The 17631-nt window shown below is 62.9% G+C and carries 18 protein-coding genes and 1 pseudogene; 11 read left to right on the top strand and 8 right to left on the bottom strand.

Translation table 11 applies throughout. The annotated features are described in order from the left end of the window. The first annotated feature begins 2 nt into the window (after positions 1–2). Positions 3–710 (top strand): alpha/beta fold hydrolase, encoded by a 708-nt coding sequence (locus QRN54_RS31820; RefSeq protein WP_047269488.1) that lies wholly within the window; start codon positions 3–5, stop codon positions 708–710. Here the strand turns inward: QRN54_RS31820 and QRN54_RS31815 are convergent. Continuing rightward, on the bottom strand, positions 673–1671 hold the full coding sequence (locus QRN54_RS31815; protein ID WP_234552028.1) for a GNAT family N-acetyltransferase: 999 nt from the start codon (positions 1669–1671) through the stop codon (positions 673–675). The genes QRN54_RS31820 and QRN54_RS31815 overlap by 38 nt on opposite strands. A 91-nt stretch (positions 1672–1762) precedes the next feature. On the opposite strand from QRN54_RS31815, the gene QRN54_RS31810 reads away from it, so the two are divergent. Next, positions 1763–3115 carry an LLM class flavin-dependent oxidoreductase gene (locus QRN54_RS31810; protein WP_063314834.1) on the top strand — a complete coding sequence of 451 codons (1353 nt, stop codon included), beginning with the start codon at positions 1763–1765 and terminating at the stop codon, positions 3113–3115. Between the two features lie 44 nt (positions 3116–3159). Next, the gene (locus QRN54_RS31805; protein WP_003944416.1) at positions 3160–4287 is read left to right on the top strand and encodes a GTP-binding protein; all 1128 of its coding nucleotides are present in this window, start codon (positions 3160–3162) and stop codon (positions 4285–4287) included. An 11-nt stretch (positions 4288–4298) separates the two neighbouring features. Here QRN54_RS31805 and QRN54_RS31800 read toward each other — a convergent pair whose 3' ends face one another. Further along, positions 4299–4961: a DedA family protein gene (locus QRN54_RS31800; protein ID WP_003944306.1), complete on the bottom strand. Its 663-nt coding sequence runs from the start codon at positions 4959–4961 to the stop codon at positions 4299–4301. 29 nt (positions 4962–4990) lie between these two features. Continuing rightward, the gene (locus tag QRN54_RS31795) at positions 4991–5728 is read right to left on the bottom strand and encodes a VTT domain-containing protein (protein ID WP_003944390.1); all 738 of its coding nucleotides are present in this window, start codon (positions 5726–5728) and stop codon (positions 4991–4993) included. Positions 5729–5909: 181 nt separating this feature from the next. Here QRN54_RS31795 and fbaA point away from each other — a divergent pair, with 181 nt between their 5' ends. Continuing rightward, the gene (gene fbaA, locus QRN54_RS31790) at positions 5910–6947 is read left to right on the top strand and encodes a class II fructose-bisphosphate aldolase (RefSeq protein ID WP_007726777.1); all 1038 of its coding nucleotides are present in this window, start codon (positions 5910–5912) and stop codon (positions 6945–6947) included. 79 nt (positions 6948–7026) lie between these two features. On the opposite strand, the gene QRN54_RS31785 is transcribed toward fbaA, so the two are convergent. Then, entirely contained in the window at positions 7027–7905 is an 879-nt protein-coding gene (locus tag QRN54_RS31785; RefSeq protein WP_285183921.1) for an Rv0361 family membrane protein, read from the bottom strand. A 125-nt stretch (positions 7906–8030) separates the two neighbouring features. Here QRN54_RS31785 and QRN54_RS31780 point away from each other — a divergent pair, with 125 nt between their 5' ends. The 3 genes from QRN54_RS31780 (at position 8031) to QRN54_RS31770 (ending at position 10600) form a co-directional block, all read left to right on the top strand. Then, positions 8031–8447, top strand: coding sequence for a DUF3151 domain-containing protein (locus QRN54_RS31780; protein ID WP_007726781.1), 417 nt, complete (start codon positions 8031–8033; stop codon positions 8445–8447). Continuing rightward, complete coding sequence (locus QRN54_RS31775) at positions 8434–9579, top strand: FUSC family protein (protein WP_003944297.1); 1146 nt, start codon at positions 8434–8436, stop codon at positions 9577–9579. The genes QRN54_RS31780 and QRN54_RS31775 overlap by 14 nt, the downstream gene beginning before the upstream one ends. A 91-nt stretch (positions 9580–9670) precedes the next feature. Continuing rightward, a complete protein-coding gene (locus tag QRN54_RS31770) occupies positions 9671–10600 on the top strand; it encodes a cation diffusion facilitator family transporter (RefSeq protein WP_007726784.1) in 930 nt (309 codons plus the stop codon). Here the strand turns inward: QRN54_RS31770 and QRN54_RS31765 are convergent. After that, positions 10590–11054, bottom strand: coding sequence for a pyridoxamine 5'-phosphate oxidase family protein (locus QRN54_RS31765; protein WP_054800940.1), 465 nt, complete (start codon positions 11052–11054; stop codon positions 10590–10592). The genes QRN54_RS31770 and QRN54_RS31765 overlap by 11 nt on opposite strands. A gap of 64 nt (positions 11055–11118) precedes the next feature. Between QRN54_RS31765 and QRN54_RS31760 the strand changes: the two genes are divergently transcribed. Then, on the top strand, positions 11119–12072 hold the full coding sequence (locus QRN54_RS31760; protein ID WP_064074653.1) for a helix-turn-helix transcriptional regulator: 954 nt from the start codon (positions 11119–11121) through the stop codon (positions 12070–12072). Here the strand turns inward: QRN54_RS31760 and QRN54_RS31755 are convergent. Continuing rightward, positions 12069–13010, bottom strand: a complete 942-nt coding sequence (locus QRN54_RS31755; protein WP_007726787.1) for a DUF808 domain-containing protein — start codon at positions 13008–13010, stop codon at positions 12069–12071. The genes QRN54_RS31760 and QRN54_RS31755 overlap by 4 nt on opposite strands. A gap of 240 nt (positions 13011–13250) precedes the next feature. Here QRN54_RS31755 and QRN54_RS31750 point away from each other — a divergent pair, with 240 nt between their 5' ends. Continuing rightward, the gene (locus QRN54_RS31750; RefSeq protein WP_042452162.1) at positions 13251–13907 is read left to right on the top strand and encodes a class I SAM-dependent methyltransferase; all 657 of its coding nucleotides are present in this window, start codon (positions 13251–13253) and stop codon (positions 13905–13907) included. Positions 13908–13935: 28 nt separating this feature from the next. Here QRN54_RS31750 and QRN54_RS31745 read toward each other — a convergent pair whose 3' ends face one another. Together QRN54_RS31745 and QRN54_RS31740 are read right to left on the bottom strand one after the other, a co-directional pair. Further along, entirely contained in the window at positions 13936–15105 is a 1170-nt protein-coding gene (locus tag QRN54_RS31745; protein WP_285183916.1) for a thiolase family protein, read from the bottom strand. Further along, positions 15102–16517: an MFS transporter gene (locus tag QRN54_RS31740; RefSeq protein ID WP_064074654.1), complete on the bottom strand. Its 1416-nt coding sequence runs from the start codon at positions 16515–16517 to the stop codon at positions 15102–15104. Before QRN54_RS31740 ends, QRN54_RS31745 begins: the two co-directional genes overlap by 4 nt. A gap of 58 nt (positions 16518–16575) precedes the next feature. On the opposite strand from QRN54_RS31740, the gene QRN54_RS31735 reads away from it, so the two are divergent. Both QRN54_RS31735 and QRN54_RS31730 read left to right on the top strand, forming a co-directional pair. Beyond that, positions 16576–17073, top strand: a complete 498-nt coding sequence (locus tag QRN54_RS31735) for a winged helix-turn-helix transcriptional regulator (RefSeq protein WP_064074681.1) — start codon at positions 16576–16578, stop codon at positions 17071–17073. Between the two features lie 92 nt (positions 17074–17165). Beyond that, positions 17166–17631 (top strand): annotated as a pseudogene (locus tag QRN54_RS31730) (HNH endonuclease signature motif containing protein); the annotation flags it as partial.

Below are 17631 nucleotides of genomic sequence, written 5' to 3'. Positions count from 1 at the left end.
TCATGGAATCCGGGCACGCGGTCGACACGGACGGCGTACGTCTTCACATCGATGTCGGTGGGGCAGGGGCGGACGTTCTGGTTCTCTCCGGCGGCCCGGGATGCGTTCACTATCTTGCTCACGACGAGCTGGTTCCGGAAGGAATGCGCGCGTGGTGCCCTGAGCCACGCGGAGTCGGCCGGTCCGGTGGCGGCGCTCATACGATGGCGCAGGCCGTTGCGGACCTCGAACTCGTCCGACGCACGTTCGAGATCGACAGCTGGGTCGTGCTGGGGCACTCGTGGGGATCCGACTTGGCGGTGCGGTACGCACTCGACTGTCCGGAATCGGTGTCCGGCGTCGTCGGCATCGCGGGGCACGGCCTCCACAAGGACCGGACATGGTCGAAGCAGTACGAAGCGGGAATCGAGCCGGACCCGCAGATACCTTGGGAACCTGTTGTCTGGCAATCGCTTCAAGAATCGTTCATCGAATGGATCCATGAACCACAGCTGTTTCGGCAGTTGGCCGACTCACCAGTGCCCATGACATTTCTCGCGGCGGCCGACGACATTCGCCCGTCGTGGCCGTTGCAGCAACTGGCCGAGCTCGTGCCTAACGGTAGTTTCGAGGTCGTCGACGGTGTCGCGCACAACTTCTGGCAGTCTCACCCGCTCCTGTGGAGGAAGATCGTCACCGAGGCTTGTGCGGCGCACTCTCGGCTCTCCTGATTTCCACCAGGATCCGCTCCGCGACGGTCTGGTATCCCAGGCTCCGATTGACGGTCAGCATCGGGTGATTCTCCGCGTTCACCGTTGTGTAAATCTTTCGCAGGGAGGGAAATTCAGCTGCCAATACAGACGCTTGTTGCTCCTTGACCCACTGAGCGAGACCGTGCCCGCGGTGCTGGGGAAGTACCACGGTGTCGTGCTGCGATGCGTGGGTGCTGTCATGTTCGTCCACCGTCACCACTGTCGCTGCGGCTACTTCGCCGACGCTGTCGTCGACCGCGCAGCACACCAGGAGCACTTGAGAGCCGTCCGTCATCTTCTGTTCCCACGATCTGACCTCGTCGGCTCCCCAATTGCGTTCGGGCACCTGCAGTTCGGCGCCCGGCGCGTCGAGGAGTCGGTTCAATGCCTCCGAGAAGGAGTGGACCAGCTCGTCCGGGGTTCGGTTGCGCCAACTGACGATTCGATAGCCGGGGCGAGCGCTGTGTGCGGTGGGAGCACTGAGGTGCTGGACCTGGTTGGCCAACCGAAGCAACACGCGGTGACCGTCGAACGATCGCAGGAAATGCTCGGCTGCGCTTCCTACGAGCGCCGTCACTCTGATTCTTCGCACGCCGAACCCGGCGATGTCGACTTCGACGAGTTCGGCAAGCGCTCGTCCCACCCCTCGTCGCTGCGCGTGGGGTGTCACGTACATCCGAAACTCTGCGAGATCGGCTTCGGCCGAGTTGCGTCGTGCCTGGGCGATGCCGAGGACCTCGTCGGTGCCGGCGTCGCGTGCAATCCAACGCCGTACATCGGCCGAATTGTCTTCGGCCTCGATCATTTCCATCAGCGCAGTCGCTGTCGGCGCAGTCCCGGACAGGTGACGCTGGCCTTCGGCGAACACCTCACACCACTGATGAAGAACAGTTGCTGTCGCTCCGGACGGTACGAACTCGGCTACAACTACGCGGCTCACCCATGTGACGATACCGACCTGCCCACCCTGAGTTGGAATCACGCGAACCCTAACCCTGTCGGACTGCGGCGGCAGTTGCCAGCATTCAGGCATGTCTGATTCTCCGCGCCAACTGAGCCTCAACGCGTTCATCCACCCCGCCGGTCATCACGAAGCGGCGTGGCGTCATCCGTGGACAACCCCGGAACGTCTGTTCGACGTCACGTATTTCCAGGAGATCGCTCGCACTGCTGAGGCGGCGAAGTTCGACGGAATCTTCTTCGCCGACGGTCCCGCGTTGCGCAGCGACGTCGAGCACGGTCCCGCAGGGACATTGGAGCCGATCACCTTGTTGACGGCCATTGCAGTGGCGACCGAGCGAATCGGATTGATCGCGACGGCGTCGACCACGTACTACGAGCCGTACAACCTGGCTCGGCTGTTCGCCTCGCTCGACCACATCTCGAACGGACGCGCGGGGTGGAACATCGTCACCACGGGTACGGATCTGGCGGCAGCCAACTTCGGGCTGGCCAAGCACCCGGATCACGGGGACCGGTATTCGCGCGCACGGGAATTCGTCGACGCGGTGGTGCGGTTGTGGGACAGCTGGGAGGACGACGCGATCAGTCTGGACCGGGAGAACGGAATCTACGCGGACAGAAACAAGATTCACGAGATCAACTACGTCGGCCGGCATCTGCGGGTGCGGGGACCGTTCAACGCACCGCGAACTCCGCAGGGATACCCGGTGCTGGTGCAGGCCGGTGCGTCCAACGACGGTCGCGCGTTTGCCGGTCAGTACGCGGAGGCGATTTTCACAGCGCACCAGAGACTTTCCGATGCGCAGGCGTTCTACACCGACATCAAGTCGAGGGCTGCGCAGTTCGGGCGCAACCCCGATCATGTCAAGATTCTGCCGGGAATCAGCCCGTTCATCGGTGACACCGAGGAACAAGCCAAGGCGCTCGAGCGAGAATTCAACGAGTTGACTTCGCCGGAGTACGGGCTCGCGCAACTCGGTGCACTCACCGGGACCGATGTTCGGAATCTGGAACTGGATGCACCGGTTCCTGTCGAATTGTTCGCGGCTGCAGGGGATGTCACCGACAACAAGCAAAGCAGATTGCAGGTGATCGCCGGCATCGTCGAGCGCGAGCGTCCGACGGTTCGTGGCCTCCTTCATCGATTGGCGGGTGCGCGCGGGCACCGGGTGTTTGCCGGAACCGCCGAGCAGGTGGCTGACACGATCGAGGAATGGTTCACCAGCGGTGCTGCTGACGGATTCAACGTCATGCCGCCGTACTACCCGGGTGGACTCGAAATCTTCACCGAGCGTGTGGTCCCGATCCTGCAGGATCGCGGTCTGTTCCGGACCGAATACTCGGGTACGACCCTTCGTGATCATTTCGGTTTGCCGAGGCCTGAGAGCCAGTTCTCGGGTAGTGCCTCTGCAGTGCAGTAGGCCCGCCCACTGTTGTCGATAATGACAATGGTTACCATTAAGGAATGAAGCAGCTACCGGTAACCGTGCTGTCCGGATTTCTGGGCGCAGGCAAGACCACACTCCTCAACCACATTCTCGCCAATCGCGATGGCCGGAGGGTCGCCGTCATCGTCAACGACATGAGCGAGATCAACATCGACGCGGCCCTCGTCGCGGGCCAGGGTCATCTCGACCGCACGGAAGAGAAGTTGGTCGAGCTGACCAACGGATGCATCTGCTGCACGCTGCGTGAGGATCTGATCGACGCCGTCGGCGCTCTCGCGCGAGAAGGACGGTTCGATCAGTTGGTGATCGAGTCCACCGGCATCTCCGAACCGATGCCGGTGGCGGCCACCTTCGACTGGGAATTCGAGGACGGATTCAGCCTCGGCTCGCTCGCGAAGCTCGACACCATGGTGACCGTGGTGGACGCGTCGACCTTCCTCGGCGAGCTGGCAAAAGGCGAACGACTGGACGAACGCAACCTCGAAGCAGGGGAGGGGGACGGACGCAGCATCTCCGATCTCCTGGTCGATCAGGTGGAGTTCGCCGACGTCATCTTGCTGAACAAAACCGACCTGGTGAGCCCGCGGGCGGCAGGAACCGTCGAGGCAACGCTCCGCAGGCTCAACCCCACCGCTCAACTGATTCGAACGGATCACGGCAAAGTCACCCTCGACCGTGTCCTCGAAACCGGTCTCTACAACCCGGAACTGGCTGCGCAGGTACCCGGTTGGGACGAGGAACTGGCCGGTGGGCACACCCCGGAAACCGAGGAATACGGAATACGCAGCGTCACATACCGCGCCTCGCGACCCTTTCATCCGGCGCGACTCGAGGCCGCGCTCGGTCAGTTCGCCGGACTCCTGCGGAGCAAGGGATTCTGCTGGATCGCCAGTCGGCCCGAGTTCGCCGCGATCTGGTCGCAGGCAGGCCCCAACCTCGTCATCGAACCGGCTCAACTGTGGGCGTCGGCGGCGGAGGTGCCAGGGCAGGAGATCGTGTTCATCGGAGTGAAACTGGACCCGGCGGCGCCGTCACGAATCCTCGATCCGGCTCTGCTGACCGATGACGAACTACGCGAAGGACCGCGGGCATGGACTCGCTACGAAGACCCGCTGCCGGCGTGGGACCAGAGCCACCTGCACTGAGCAGTCAGCTTCTAGTCGAGGACTTCTTCGACCTCGACGTCTTCGGCCGGTCGGGCCATCTCCTTGCGGTACTGCCAGATTCCCAGCGCAGTACCGATGACCAAGCTGACCATCATCACGATCAGCACGGCGGGCAGCAACCACGGCACGCGATCGAGGAACGAGCCACCGTAGAAACCGAGTAGCAGGAGCACGGGCGCCCAGATGATCGCGCCGATGGTGCTCGCGATGGTGTAGCGCGTGTGGTTCATCTTGGCTGCGCCCGCGACCATCGGGCACAGGGTGCGCACCCACGGAACCCAGCGAGCAATCAGGACCGCCCAGAACCCGTGTTTTTCCAACAGGATGTTCACGCGGTGCAGGTTCTTCTCGGTGAAGTACTTGCCGCCCTTACGGGCTTTGATGTGATTGCCGGTCCGGTGGCCGATGACGTACCCGACCTGGTTGCCGGCAATGGCCGCGATCATCGCACCGACAGACAACGCCCACACGTGGCCCGCGCCGGATTCGTGGCCGGCAAGAACGATTCCGGCTGTGATCAGAAGCGAATCACCGGGGAGAAACAACCCGAGGATGATCGCGCACTCGATGAAGACGAACGTGACGACGATGATCCAGACCAACAAAGGCCCGGCAGTCTCGAGCGGGGAGAAACTGCCGGATGCGAGCGTCATCGTCGTCAGTTCTTCGCCTCGTTCTGCAATCAGGGGGTGGGGTCTTCGGGGACTGTCACCGTCGAATTGTCCGTAGTGGAAGTATTCGCCGTTTCACCACGTCTCGACGCCAGAATTCGCTTCCCGATTTCGAAGACGATCGGCAGAACCGACACCAGGACGATCAAGATGAAGATGTAGTCGACATTGTCGCGGATGAATTCGATCTGCCCCAGGAGGTAGCCGAGCAAAGTCACGCCGGCACCCCACAGGATGCCGCCGACGATGTTGTACGTCAGGAACAGTGAGTACTTCATCTTCGAAGCGCCGGCGACAACCGGAGCAAAAGTACGCACGATCGGCACGAACCGAGCCAGGATAATGGTGATCGGGCCGTGCTTTTCGAAGAAGGCGTGTGACTCGTCGATGTACTTCTTCTTGAAGAACCGCGCGTCGTCCGTCTTGAACAGGGCAGTTCCGCCCTTGGCGCCGATGTAGAACCCGACTTGGTCACCCAGAATCGCGGCGATCGGAATGGTCACCAGGAGCACCCACAGCGGCGCGAACGGTTCGATCTCGGTGGACTTGGACGCCGCGATCAGCCCTGCGGTGAAGAGGAGCGAATCGCCGGGCAAGAGCGGAAACAGCAGGCCTGATTCGATGAAGACCACCAGAAGCAATCCCACCAGAACCCACGTTCCGAAGGAATTCAAGAGGTTCACGGGATCGAGGAAGCCGGGCAGCAAGGCCAGGTTCGTCACGGATTCAGTTGCTGCCTGCACATTCACGGTGGCCAGAGTACCGGCCGAATCTGAGTGTTTCCCACCACCGCAGGTCATCGCGTCGGTGGCGGCGGGCCGAGACCGCAAAGAGACGTGACGAGTCGGACTTGCCATACTGCTAGGACCACACGAAGCGCTTTCACATCGCCGAGCGCTCCGAACGACACGTATATGGAGGACTCCCGCCGTGCCTATCGCAACTCCCGAGGTCTATGCCGAGATGCTTGGTCGGGCCAAGGAGCATTCCTTTGCCTTCCCCGCCATCAACTGTGTCGGCTCCGAATCCATCAACGCAGCCATCAAGGGCTTCGCGGACGCCGGCAGTGACGGCATCATCCAGTTCTCGACGGGCGGCGCCGAGTTCGGTTCCGGTTTGGGCGTCAAGGACATGGTCACCGGCGCTGTTGCGCTCGCCGAGTTCGCACACGTGATCGCGGCAAAGTACGACGTCACCATCGCGCTGCACACCGATCACTGCCCGAAGGACAAGCTGGACACCTACGTGCGTCCGCTGCTCGCGATCTCGCAGGAGCGCGTCGACGCCGGTCGTAACCCGCTGTTCCAGTCGCACATGTGGGACGGCTCGGCTATCCCGATCGACGAGAACCTGGCCATCGCCAAGGAACTGCTCGCCCTCTCGAAGGCTGCACGCATCATCCTCGAGGTCGAGATCGGTGTCGTCGGCGGCGAAGAAGACGGCGTCGAAGCCGAGATCAACGACAAGCTCTACACCTCGAGCGAAGACTTCGAGAAGACGGTCGATGCTCTGGGCATCGGCGAACAGGGCAAGTACCTCCTTGCCGCCACCTTCGGCAACGTCCACGGCGTCTACAAGCCGGGCAACGTCAAGCTCAAGCCCGAGGTTCTCGAAGAGGGCCAGAAGGTCGCCGCTGCCAAGCTCGGCCTGGCTTCCGGTTCGCAGCCCTTCGACTTCGTCTTCCACGGTGGATCGGGATCGTTGAAGTCGGAGATCGAGGACTCGCTGAACTTCGGCGTCGTCAAGATGAACGTCGACACCGACACCCAGTACGCGTTCTCCCGTCCGATCGCCGGACACTTCTTCACCAACTACGACGGCGTCCTCAAGGTCGACGGCGAGGTCGGAAACAAGAAGGCATACGACCCGCGCAGCTACCTCAAGAAGGCCGAAGCCGGCATGACGGCTCGCGTCGTCGAGGCGTGCAACGACCTGAAGTCGGCCGGACGCTCGGTGTCGGCAGGCTGATCGGTTTCACAACTGCGCTTCACAGAACAAAATGCGCGCCGGCGAAATTCTCGCCGGCGCGCATTTTCTGTTCAGGTACCTACTTGCTGGGATCGCAGACCTTCCACGTGCCGTCCTGGCGCTCGAGGTCGAACGTGCGCCACGACTGCTCGCCCGTGCTCGGCAAACTCGCCTGGACCTGAGCGATCGCGGTGTCGTCGGTGATGCGCACCGCGTCGACGGCTCCGACCTGCGGGATCGTCTTCTGCGCGACGGCATTGTCGTGGACCTGCGCGAACGCTGCGTCGGGAATGGTGCGGTAGTACTCGCCCAACGCCCCACAGGTCGACGTTCGCAGCGTTGCCAGGTCGCCGGTCTGCAGAGCGTCGACATACGTCGAGATGGCGGTCTGGACCTGAGCTTCGGGTGAGCTTTCACCGCTACCGCTGTTGGACGAGACGAATACGGCGACGCCGATCGCCGCGAGGACGGCGACGCCGGCCGCTGCTGCCGCGATGTACCAGCCCTTGCCGCTGCGCTTGGTCTTCTCCGGCGCGGCGGGCTCGATGCGAGTCGGCATCGGCTGAGCCGGCGGTGGGGTCGCTGCGACACCCACACGTTGAGGCGCGGCGCGCTGCTGCGGTTGAGGCGCAGCGCGCTGCGGTGGTTGAGGCGCAGCGCGCTGCGGTGGTGGTGGGGTCGGAGCCTGCCGGGGTGGTGGTGTCGGCTGCGCGGCTTTTGGAATCGCGACGGTGGCAGGCTCCGGCTTGGGCTGGGGTGTCGGTGCTGCTGTGGTTGCCTGAGTTGCCTTGGGGATCGCGACGGTTGGTGCGCTGGCAGCTTTGGCGTCGCCGTCCGCTTTCGAGGCCTTGTCTGTCTTCTGGATCGCCACAGTCGCAGGTTCGGTCGGGGCCGACTTCTCGGGCGCACCCTTCGGTGCTGCGCTCTTTTTCGAGTTGTCGTCTTTCGAGTCCGGCACGGGTAACCCTTCGGTCTTATGCAGCAATGACCATGTCAGGGTAACGACCGGTATGTAGCCTGCATAACTCCGACCGTCGGCGAGGCGGTCCTGTGGCAGAAAGGCGTAGCGGGCACAATGAGCGCATGACCCAATTCGGTGACCTGCTCGGACCCAAGCCCACTCTGCTTCCCGGCGACGACGACGCGGAATCGGCACTGCTCAACCACGCTGAACCGGCCCAGGTAGCGGCCGACCACCCCACTGCCTCCATTGCGTGGGCCTACCTGGCCGAGGCTGCCCTGGACAAGGGCGAAACCATCACGGCCTACGCCTACGCGCGTACCGGATACCACCGCGGACTCGACCAACTGCGTCGCAACGGTTGGAAGGGTTTCGGTCCCGTGCCCTACAGCCATGAACCGAACCGTGGTTTCCTGCGTTGCGTCGCAGTCCTGGCCAAGGCCGCGAAGACGATCGGTGAAGCCGACGAGTACGCGCGTTGCCTCGATCTGCTCGAAGACTGCGATCCCAACGCCGCCGAAGCGCTTGGCCTCGGTTAGCAGTTTCCGTCCGAGCCGGGCCGGCATCAAGGACCGGGCTCGCAAATCGGTGCGTCGGCTTCAGACGTCGGCGCTACCGATCATTCAATGTGCCTTGGCGGCCGGATTGGCGTGGTGGGTTGCCACCACGGTGATCGGGCACCACGCGCCGTTCTTCGCGCCGATTGCCGCTGTGGTCTCGCTCGGTCTGTCGTTGGGTGCACGACTACGACGCTCGTTCGAGTTGGTTGCGGGAGTCACGGTCGGTATCGGAATCGGTGATCTGATCATCTCCGGTATCGGGAGCGGACCGTGGCAGATCAGTTTGGTTGTCGTGCTGGCGATGTCCGTCGCGGTGCTTCTCAACAGCGGGCCGATCTTCTCCATGCAGGCGGGAAACTCGGCTGTGCTGGTGGCGACGCTGATCCCGCCGGGCGGCAGCGGCGGTCCCGATCGCATGATCGATGCCCTTGTCGGTGGTCTGGTGGGTATCGCGGTGGTCGCGATCATCCCCACCCACCCGGTACGACGCGCGCGCAAGGATGCTGCATCGATCCTCGGAACAGCTTCCGAGGTACTGCAATTGGTGGCAGACGGCCTCGTCGCGAATGACCCGGACCCGATCGTCAAGGCACTGCAGAAGGCGCGCGCAACTCAGGGTGCCATCGACGGGTTGCGCAGTAACCTTCTCGGCGGTCGCGAGATCAGCCGAATCTCCCCGCTGTACTGGAACAGTCGGCCTCGCCTCGAAAGGCTCATGGCGACAGCCGATCCCATCGACAACGCGATGCGCAACATTCGAGTGCTCGCGCGTCGTTCGTTGACGTTGGTCAGGGACGACGAGATCCTCGATCCGCGTCTGGTGGCTCAGGTCGAGCGCTTGTCGAAAGCCGTCGAAGTTCTCGAGGACATGATCCTGGCGGAGCCGGGGGAGCAGCCTGATCAGGCCGAAGCAGCGCGCGTCCTGCGCTCGGTCGCGAAGGAACTGAAACCGGCGATAGTGGAGAACGCGGGCTTGTCCTCGACGGTGGTGTTCGCCCAGATTCGATCGCTGGTCGTCGACCTGTTGCAGGTCGCGGGCATGAAGCGAATCTCGTCGATCGCCACTCTGCCGCCCACCGTGCCTCATCCCGCCTACGAGCCGGATCACTGACCTCTGCCGTTTCCCGCTCACTGAGCAACTCATTGTATGTATGCGAATGTATGCATATGCTCTGAGAAGGACTTGGGAGGGAACAGGACAAATGGGAGCAGGGCACGGTCATTCACATGGCCACTCGGCAGCAGATTCGGTCGGCGTAGGACCGTCACCGCAACGCATCAGAAAAATGGCGATCGCGCTTGCGATCCTCGTTGCGTTCCTCGTACTCGAGGCCACGGTCGGTATCCTGATCAACTCGTTGGCTCTGCTTGCCGACGCCGGTCACATGCTCACAGACGTGGTGGGTATGGCCATGGGACTGACGGCGCTGCTGCTCGCGAAGAGGGGCAGCACCACCGCGGCCAGGACCTTCGGTTGGCACCGCGCCGAAGTGCTGACCGCCATGGCCAATGCGGTGATGCTGCTGGCCGTCGCCGCCTGGGTCTTCTACGAGGCAATCGGCCGCATCGGTAACGAACCCGAGATCCCGGGCGGCGCCCTGATCATCACGGCGGCTGCCGGATTGGCCGCGAACATCGTCGTGATGCTGATGCTGCGCGGCGATTCCAAGGACAGCCTGGCCGTGCGTGGCGCCTACCTCGAGGTGCTTGCCGACGCCGTCGGTAGCGTCGGCGTTCTGATCGCCGGTGGCCTTGTCCTGCTGTTCAACTGGACGTGGGCAGACGTCGTCGTCGGTGTTCTCATCTCGCTGTGGGTGGTGCCGCGTGCGATCAAACTGGCCGCAGCATCGCTGCGCATTCTGACGCAGGCTTCGCCGGCCGACGTCGACGTCGAAGCGGTCGAGGCCGACCTGGCGGCGCTGCCGAGCGTGATGGGTGTTCACGACCTACACGTCTGGACGCTCACCACCGGCATGGATGTCGCGACAGTCCACCTGACCAGTGACGCGAATTCGTCGAACGTTCTGGAATCCGCGCGCACCGTCCTCGAGAGTCACGGTCTTTCCCACGCCACCGTTCAGGTGGAATCGTGTGCCAACGGCGAGCACTGCGAGAAGAACGTCACTTGGTGAAGCGGGTGATCTCCTTGCCCGGCTTCCAGAGATCGACATACATGTGTTCGTCGTCGACGGTCGTGTGCACCACCTCGTCGATGTCGAGGACAAAGAGGTGCAGAGGCTTCGGAACTTCGTAGGTGTAGCTTGCGAGCACGGCTTCGAACTCGTCGCCGGTCACCTCGCGTGCGAGTCCGGCGATCTTCGCGTCACCGCCCTCCATGGTGTGCTCGCCGGGATTGCTGTGGAGGGCGTAGCGCCCGTCACGGATGAGATCCTTCGCCTTGAGTGCGCCGAACATCGAACCGAGCACCAGACGCCCGTCGAGGATTTCGACTTCGGTGCCGCTGACCCGTGGTGAGCCGTCCTTGCGCAGCGTTGCGAGGACGTGATGCTTGTGGGCTTTGAACCGCGCTAGGACCGCGTCGGCAAGAGCGGGTACTTCTTCGGAGAACTGCTTCCAGGTGACCATGACGGTCATTGTGCACCCCTATTCCTGACAACTTCTGTCAGTGATTCTCGGTAATGTTCGGTCCATGAGATCCGCGCGGTTACTCCAACTCATGCTGCGTTTGCAGGGGAGTCGCGGCGTCGTCGCCGAGCAGTTGGCCGACGAGTTCGGTGTGTCAGTGCGGACGATCTACCGCGACGTGGCCTCGTTGTCGGCTGCCGGTGTGCCGATCTGGACCGAGAGCGGCCCCGGTGGTGGCATCCGTCTGCTCGACGGTTGGCAATCCAAGTTGTCCGGCATGACGGACGACGAGACGTCCGCACTCATGCTGTTGGGTGTGCCGTCCATCGCTGCAGATCTCGGACGATCAGACGCCGTCGGTTCGGCGGGCGCCAAACTGCTCCGCTCCCTGCCCGGTCCGCTGCGCGAGAGCGCACGGTTGTGGCAGGACCGCATTCTCGTGGACGTTCCGGGTTGGTTCGGCGGCGTCGACGACATCTCTGCGCTTCCGATCGTCACATCCGCTGTGCTGGACTCGCGTCGACTGCGCTTCGCCTATCGCGATCGCGAGCGGACGGTCGATCCGCTGGGTCTGGTCATCAAAGCCGGTGTTTGGTATCTGGTGGCGGGGATGAACGGTCGAACGCTGTCGTTTCGAGTCGGGCGCATCAAAAATGCCGTGGTAGAAGATGATTCGTTCACTCGGCCGGTGGATTTCGACCTGCCGTCGTGGTGGGCGGCGTCGATGGCCGAGTTCGACCGGTCGCTGCTTCGCTTCGAGTGTCGCGTGCGATTGACACCAGAGGGCAGGCGCCGGCTCCCCGATGTGGTGGGCGAGCTTGCCGCTGCAGTCGAAGTGGGGCCAGAGGACAACGACGGATGGGTCAGTGCCGAGCTGAAACTCGAGAGCGAAGCTGTCGCGCTCTCGCAGCTGATCGGGCTGGGAGCCGACGTCGAGGTGCTCGAACCCTCGTCTTTGCGTGACGGGATACGCACCGTGGCGGAGCAGATGGTGCTCCGCCACGGGCACGACAGCTAAGCCGTCGCAGAACGCTTTGCGAGCATGCGGGTGATACCCAGTTGAGCGGCGACGATAACGGCGCCAACCACCAGGCCCAGTGCTGCCGAGGCAAGTGTGTTGACGATCCACGCCAGCACGCCACCGACTCCGGCGATGTCACTGACTGCTTCTTCGCCGTGATGAACGGCGTCGTAGAGCGGGTGGAAGCCCAGTTCGTCGATGCCGACCAACAGGATGTGGCCACCGACCCACAACATCGCGGCGGTTCCCACGACCGAGAGCACTGACATCACGTGAGGCATGCCGCGAACGAGGCCTCGGCCGACCTTGTGGGTGAAGCCAGACGACGTCTCGGCGATCTTCAATCCGATGTCGTCCATCTTCACGATCAGTCCGACGACGCCGTAGACGACCACGGTGATGACGACCGCCACGACGGCAAGGATCACCAATCGGCTCCAGAAGCCTTCGCCTGCGATGGTGTTGAGTGCGATCACCATGATCTCGGCGGACAGGATCAGGTCGGTGCGGACGGCGCCCGAAACCACTGCTTCTTCGTCGCGAGGATGCTCGTCAGCGGCCTCGTGGTGGTCACCGTGGCCGAAGATTGCACCCCAGATCTTGTGAACCGCTTCGTAGCTGAGGTAACAGCCGCCGACCATCAACAGTGGCGTCAGCAGCCAGGGGAGGAACTGACTCAGCAGCAGAGCGATCGGAAGGATGATCAGCAGCTTGTTGCGCAACGATCCGATGGCGATGCGCTTGATGATGGGCAACTCGCGTTCGGCTGCGAGCCCACGGACGTACTGCGGCGTGACGGCTGCGTCGTCGATGACGACGCCGGCCGCTTTGGCGGTCGCCTTACCGGTTGCGGCGGCAACGTCGTCGATCGAGGCGGCAGCCATACGAGCCAGGGCTGCGACGTCGTCGAGCAGGGCGAAGAGTCCGCCGGCCATCACAGACCTCCAGTGGAATCAGTGGAAAAAGGTGGCCGGACCGAACCGGTGACGCAGTTACTTGATCGCACGAGGTCTCTATCCATGATCGTCGTAGGTGAGGTCAGGTCACCTGGAACGATACCGGGGGCATCCGTCAGGGACGACCTCGCGAGGTCGGTTGCCCTTCGTCACGAAAGGTCTTCCCGACCCGGTGCCCGCGTGTAAGACTGCACAGAAGATCGATCGAAACGGGGCACTATGCGTGAACCAGACACTGCACAGGTCGCCAAGACTTTCGACGCAATGGCGGCGCACTACGACCGACAGATCGGGCGCTTCGAACGCTTTGTGCTCGGTGACGCCCGGAAATGGGCCGTGGACCAGGCGCATGGCCGCGTGGTCGAGATCGCCGTGGGTACCGGACTGAACCTGCCTCTCTACGGAGACGACGTCGATTACGTCATCGGCGTGGACATCTCGACTGCGATGCTCGATCAGGCCAGGCTCAAGGTCTCCGAGGGAGTGAAGACCGAAGTCGACCTACGACTCGGAGACGTGCAAGCACTCGATGTTCCCGACGAGTGCGTGGACACGTTGGTCTCGACCTACGCCTTTTGCACGATCCCCGATCCGGACCGAGTTGCGAACGAAGCATTTCGAGTCCTGGTACCCGGTGGTCGATTCGTCCTCGCCGAGCACGGACCGAGCAAGAACGTTGTTGCTCGAACGTTGATGAAGGTCGTCGAACCGCTTTTTGTTCGGTTCGGTGCCGATCATCTCACCCGTGAACCGGTTGAATACCTCGAAAACGCCGGTTTCCTGATCGACGAGGTGCAGCGCAGCGGCCGGGGCGGAATCGTGTTTCGGGTCGTTGCGCGCAAGCCGGATCCCGAATGGACGGCACTCGGTCACTGATGTCGGAATGCCGTCCATCGGGGATTGCTCAGCCCAGGCGCTCCAGGATGGTCGCGTTGGCCAACCCACCTGCCTCACACATGGTCTGGAGTCCGTAGCGCGCGCCGCGCTGCTCCATCGCGTTGACCAGGGTGGTCATGATCCGCGTTCCGCTGCCGCCCAGTGGGTGGCCGAGCGCGATGGCGCCGCCGTGGACGTTGACCTTGGACAGGTCGACGCCGGTGTCCACTGCCCACGAGAGGACGACGGGGGCAAAGGCCTCGTTGACCTCGAACAGATCTATGTCCGAGACCGTCAATCCCGCACGGGCCAGGACCTTCTGCGTAGCCGGGATGACCGCGGTGAGCATGTAGAGCGGATCGTCGCCGGCAACTGCGAAGCTGTGCAATCGTGCCTTCGGGGTGAGGCCGAGTTTCGCGGCGATCTCACTGGTCGTGATCATCACCGCCGAACTGCCGTCCGAAAGCGGGCTGCTGTTGCCCGCGGTGATGGACCAGTCGATCTGTGGGAATCGCTGTGCGTAGTAGTCGGATTCGAAGGCGGTCCGTAGGCCGGCCAGGGTCTCGACCGTGGTGCCGGGGCGGATGGCCTCGTCGACCGACAGCTGCGGGAGCGTGGCGAGTTCCTTGGTGAAGTAACCACTCTCGGTTGCCAGCGCGGCTTTCCGATGGCTCGACGCCGAGAACTCGTCGAGTTGGGTGCGGCTCAGTCCCCACTTGGCAGCGATCAATTCGGCGCTGATGCCCTGCGGTACCAGACCGTCCGGATAGCGCTCTTCGAAACCCACGCCGAGTGATTCGCGCCCGATGCTGCTCGAGCCCATAGGGACTCGGCTCATCGACTCGACTCCGGCAGCGACAACGATGTCGTACGCACCGGCAATGACGCCCTGAGCGGCAAAATGAACTGCTTGTTGGCTACTTCCACACTGTCGGTCGACGGTGGTTCCCGGTACCGACTCAGGGTAGCCTGCGGCGAGAAGGGCAGTGCGAGTGACATTCTGGCTCTGTTCACCGACTTGGCTTACCGCTCCACCGATGACGTCGTCGATCAGTGCTGCATCGATTCCAGTGCGTTCGACTACCGCCTTGAGGCTGTGGGCGAGGAGGTCGACGGCGTTGATGCCGTGCAGGGCGCCGTTCGCCTTTCCCTTGCCGATCGGAGTGCGAACGGCTTCGACGATAACTGCGTCTCTCATGACAAATTCCTTTCAGGGATGGCGGATTCAACAGGGACAACCGGGGTGGGTGTGGTCGCAGGTGTCATTCCCAGTGATGTCAGGGCAGACACAAGCGCGACGGCAAAGATCACCCACCAGGCCTGGCGGAAGGTGTCGTAGTCGACAGCAGAGCCGAGAACCGCGATCAGAACGCTCACGCCGAGAACGGTTCCGATCTGTCGGCTCATGCTGACGATTGCGCTACCGGTGGCCGATCTGGCAGGTGCCAGATCCGCCGTGGCCTGCGACAGAATGGTCGGCAGGGCAAGACCGACACCGATCCCGGCGATGATCCAGCCTGGTAGGAGTCCGGTCGCGTAGTTGGGCGTCGTATCAACCGAGACGAGAACGAGTACGGTTCCGACTGCCCACAGAAGGCTGCCGAGTGCGGCGACGCGTCCCGCCGAGTACCTGCGCGTCAGCGATCCGCCGGCGATGGCGAACAGCGGAACGAGAAGCGGACCCGGTGAGACGGCGAAACCGGTTCGCAGAGCGGAGTATCCCCAGGCTTCCTGGAGCCACAGGATGTTCGAGAGAAGACCCGCGGCGAATGCTGCGCTGAACAGGATGGCGGTGACGTTGGACCAGGCAAACGAGCGGATCTTCAGAAGATCCGGAGCAATCAACGGAGTCCGGTGACGAGAGTTGCTCCACCAGAACGAGAGTAGTGTCACGGCAGCCACGGCGAAGGCGATCAGAACGCGATTGTCGGTCCATCCCCAGTCCGGACCCTGGACGAGTGCCAGGGCGAGAGAGCCGATTCCGACGGTGAGGAGGGCAGCGCCGACGAAGTCGATACCGGCATCGGGATCCTTGTGTGTTGTATCCGGTACGAGTCGGACTGCGAAGTAGAGCAACACGATGCCCACTGGAACATTGATCAGGAAGACCCAGCGCCACGAGGCCTCTACGAGGATGCCGCCCACGACAGGGCCGAATGCAGCTGCTGCAGCGCCGGCGGCTGCCCAGATGCGAACGCCGGATTGACGTTTCGCGGCGGGAAGCGCATTGATCAGAAGCCCGAGGCTGGCCGGGGTGAGCGCTGCGGCGCCGACTGCCTGGACGATACGGAAGACCACCAGTGCCCACAAGGACGGGCTGAAGGCACAGGCGGCGCTGGCGAGGGTGAACAGTGCGAGGCCGGCGATGAAGGCGCGCTTGTGCCCGATCCTGTCCGCCCAGCGTCCGAGGGGTATCAACAGTGCGGCGTAGACGATCGCGTAGCTGTTGAGGATCCAACTGAACTCGCCGAGCGAGTGACCCGGGTAGCTCTTGGCGATGTCGCCGAAGGCCACGTTGACCACAAAAAGATCGAGGCTGGCGACAAACGGCGCCCCCGACAGTATCGCGAGCAGGGGTCCGATCCGCACCGGCTGGCTATGAAGTTCCATAGTCAGCAATCTAGACTCTGGCTATGGTTATGGCAAGCCAGGGGGTATGGTGAATTGCATGGACGCTGTACGACTGACTGGAGTGCTCGAAGATCGCGACGCCTGGCGGGCCACGCACTGTTCGATCGGGCGGGCCATGGAAGTGGTCGGCACTCGATCCGCGATGCTCATTCTGCGAGAGGCCTATTACGGCACAACGCGTTTCGACGACTTCGCGTCGCGAGTCGGCATTACCGAGGCGGTTGCGTCGGCGAGGCTGAAAGAACTCACTGAGGCGGGACTGTTCGAGCGTGTGCCGTACAAGGAGCCTGGAAAGCGGACGCGGCACGAGTACGTGCTCACCGAGAAGGGCCGTGACCTGCTGCCGGCGGTTCTCGCGCTGATGCAGTGGGGCGACAAGTATCTGCACGGCGGAAAAGGTGGACCGTTGGAGGTGGTCGACGACGCTACTGGTGAGCGCGTTCGCGTCGAGGTGCGCAGTGAGTCGGGTCGTGAAGTGCCTTTGGGGGAGTTGCGAGTCTCTGTCAACGAATCGCGTCGGCGGTTGCGCGAATAGCGATGCATCTCAACAGCTCTCGAGTGTAGGTCTTCTTGAAGTTGTCCGGTTTGTCTCTGGTTATCGAAAGTATGTTCGATTAAACTTCGAGCATGGACAGTCGGGAAGCATGGCAACTGGATAGCGAGGACCTCAAGGGTGAGGTTCTCGATCTGGTGCGCGCCCGACACGAGTTGCAGTCGCGGATGGTGCTGCTGATCGTGGAGATGTTTTCCCGGGAAGTTCTCGGCGGGAAGGGTTTTCGGGCGATCGCGCAATGGCTGCACGGGTCGACGAATCTGGAGATCGGTGAGTGCGGCCTGCTGGTCGGGTTGGCGCGGTTGCTGATGCTCGAACCCGTGGTGGGCGATGCGTTTCACCGCGGTGACGTTGATGCGTTGAAAGCCCGTCAGGTCGCGTCGTTCTGTCAGCATCCACCCAAGAACATGACCCCGGCCGATGTGGACAAGGCCCGCGGGATCCTGCTTGGCCTGGCGTCGAAGAACATCGCCGATTGCGATGCGGTGCGGGCAGCGATCCGCCGAATCGAGAAGCAGTACGGCAAGCGCGAGGACGGCG

The organism is Rhodococcus sp. MEB032 (assembly GCF_030208925.1).
Taxonomy (GTDB): Bacteria; Actinomycetota; Actinomycetes; order Mycobacteriales; family Mycobacteriaceae; genus Rhodococcus_F; species Rhodococcus_F qingshengii.
This window is presented reverse-complemented; position numbering and strand designations above follow the sequence as displayed.

What these genes read in the sequence shown, in the direction of transcription:
- QRN54_RS31820 (WP_047269488.1), top strand. Translation starts at nt 3, where the DNA reads ATGGAATCCGGGCACGCGGTCGACACGGACGGCGTACGTCTTCACATC.
- QRN54_RS31810 (WP_063314834.1), top strand. Translation starts at nt 1,763, where the DNA reads ATGTCTGATTCTCCGCGCCAACTGAGCCTCAACGCGTTCATCCACCCC.
- QRN54_RS31805 (WP_003944416.1), top strand. Translation starts at nt 3,160, where the DNA reads ATGAAGCAGCTACCGGTAACCGTGCTGTCCGGATTTCTGGGCGCAGGC.
- QRN54_RS31800 (WP_003944306.1), bottom strand. Translation starts at nt 4,961, where the DNA reads ATGACGCTCGCATCCGGCAGTTTCTCCCCGCTCGAGACTGCCGGGCCT.
- QRN54_RS31780 (WP_007726781.1), top strand. Translation starts at nt 8,031, where the DNA reads ATGACCCAATTCGGTGACCTGCTCGGACCCAAGCCCACTCTGCTTCCC.
- QRN54_RS31770 (WP_007726784.1), top strand. Translation starts at nt 9,671, where the DNA reads ATGGGAGCAGGGCACGGTCATTCACATGGCCACTCGGCAGCAGATTCG.
- QRN54_RS31765 (WP_054800940.1), bottom strand. Translation starts at nt 11,054, where the DNA reads ATGGTCACCTGGAAGCAGTTCTCCGAAGAAGTACCCGCTCTTGCCGAC.
- QRN54_RS31760 (WP_064074653.1), top strand. Translation starts at nt 11,119, where the DNA reads ATGAGATCCGCGCGGTTACTCCAACTCATGCTGCGTTTGCAGGGGAGT.
- QRN54_RS31755 (WP_007726787.1), bottom strand. Translation starts at nt 13,010, where the DNA reads ATGGCCGGCGGACTCTTCGCCCTGCTCGACGACGTCGCAGCCCTGGCT.
- QRN54_RS31750 (WP_042452162.1), top strand. Translation starts at nt 13,251, where the DNA reads ATGCGTGAACCAGACACTGCACAGGTCGCCAAGACTTTCGACGCAATG.
- QRN54_RS31745 (WP_285183916.1), bottom strand. Translation starts at nt 15,105, where the DNA reads ATGAGAGACGCAGTTATCGTCGAAGCCGTTCGCACTCCGATCGGCAAG.
- QRN54_RS31740 (WP_064074654.1), bottom strand. Translation starts at nt 16,517, where the DNA reads ATGGAACTTCATAGCCAGCCGGTGCGGATCGGACCCCTGCTCGCGATA.
- QRN54_RS31735 (WP_064074681.1), top strand. Translation starts at nt 16,576, where the DNA reads ATGGACGCTGTACGACTGACTGGAGTGCTCGAAGATCGCGACGCCTGG.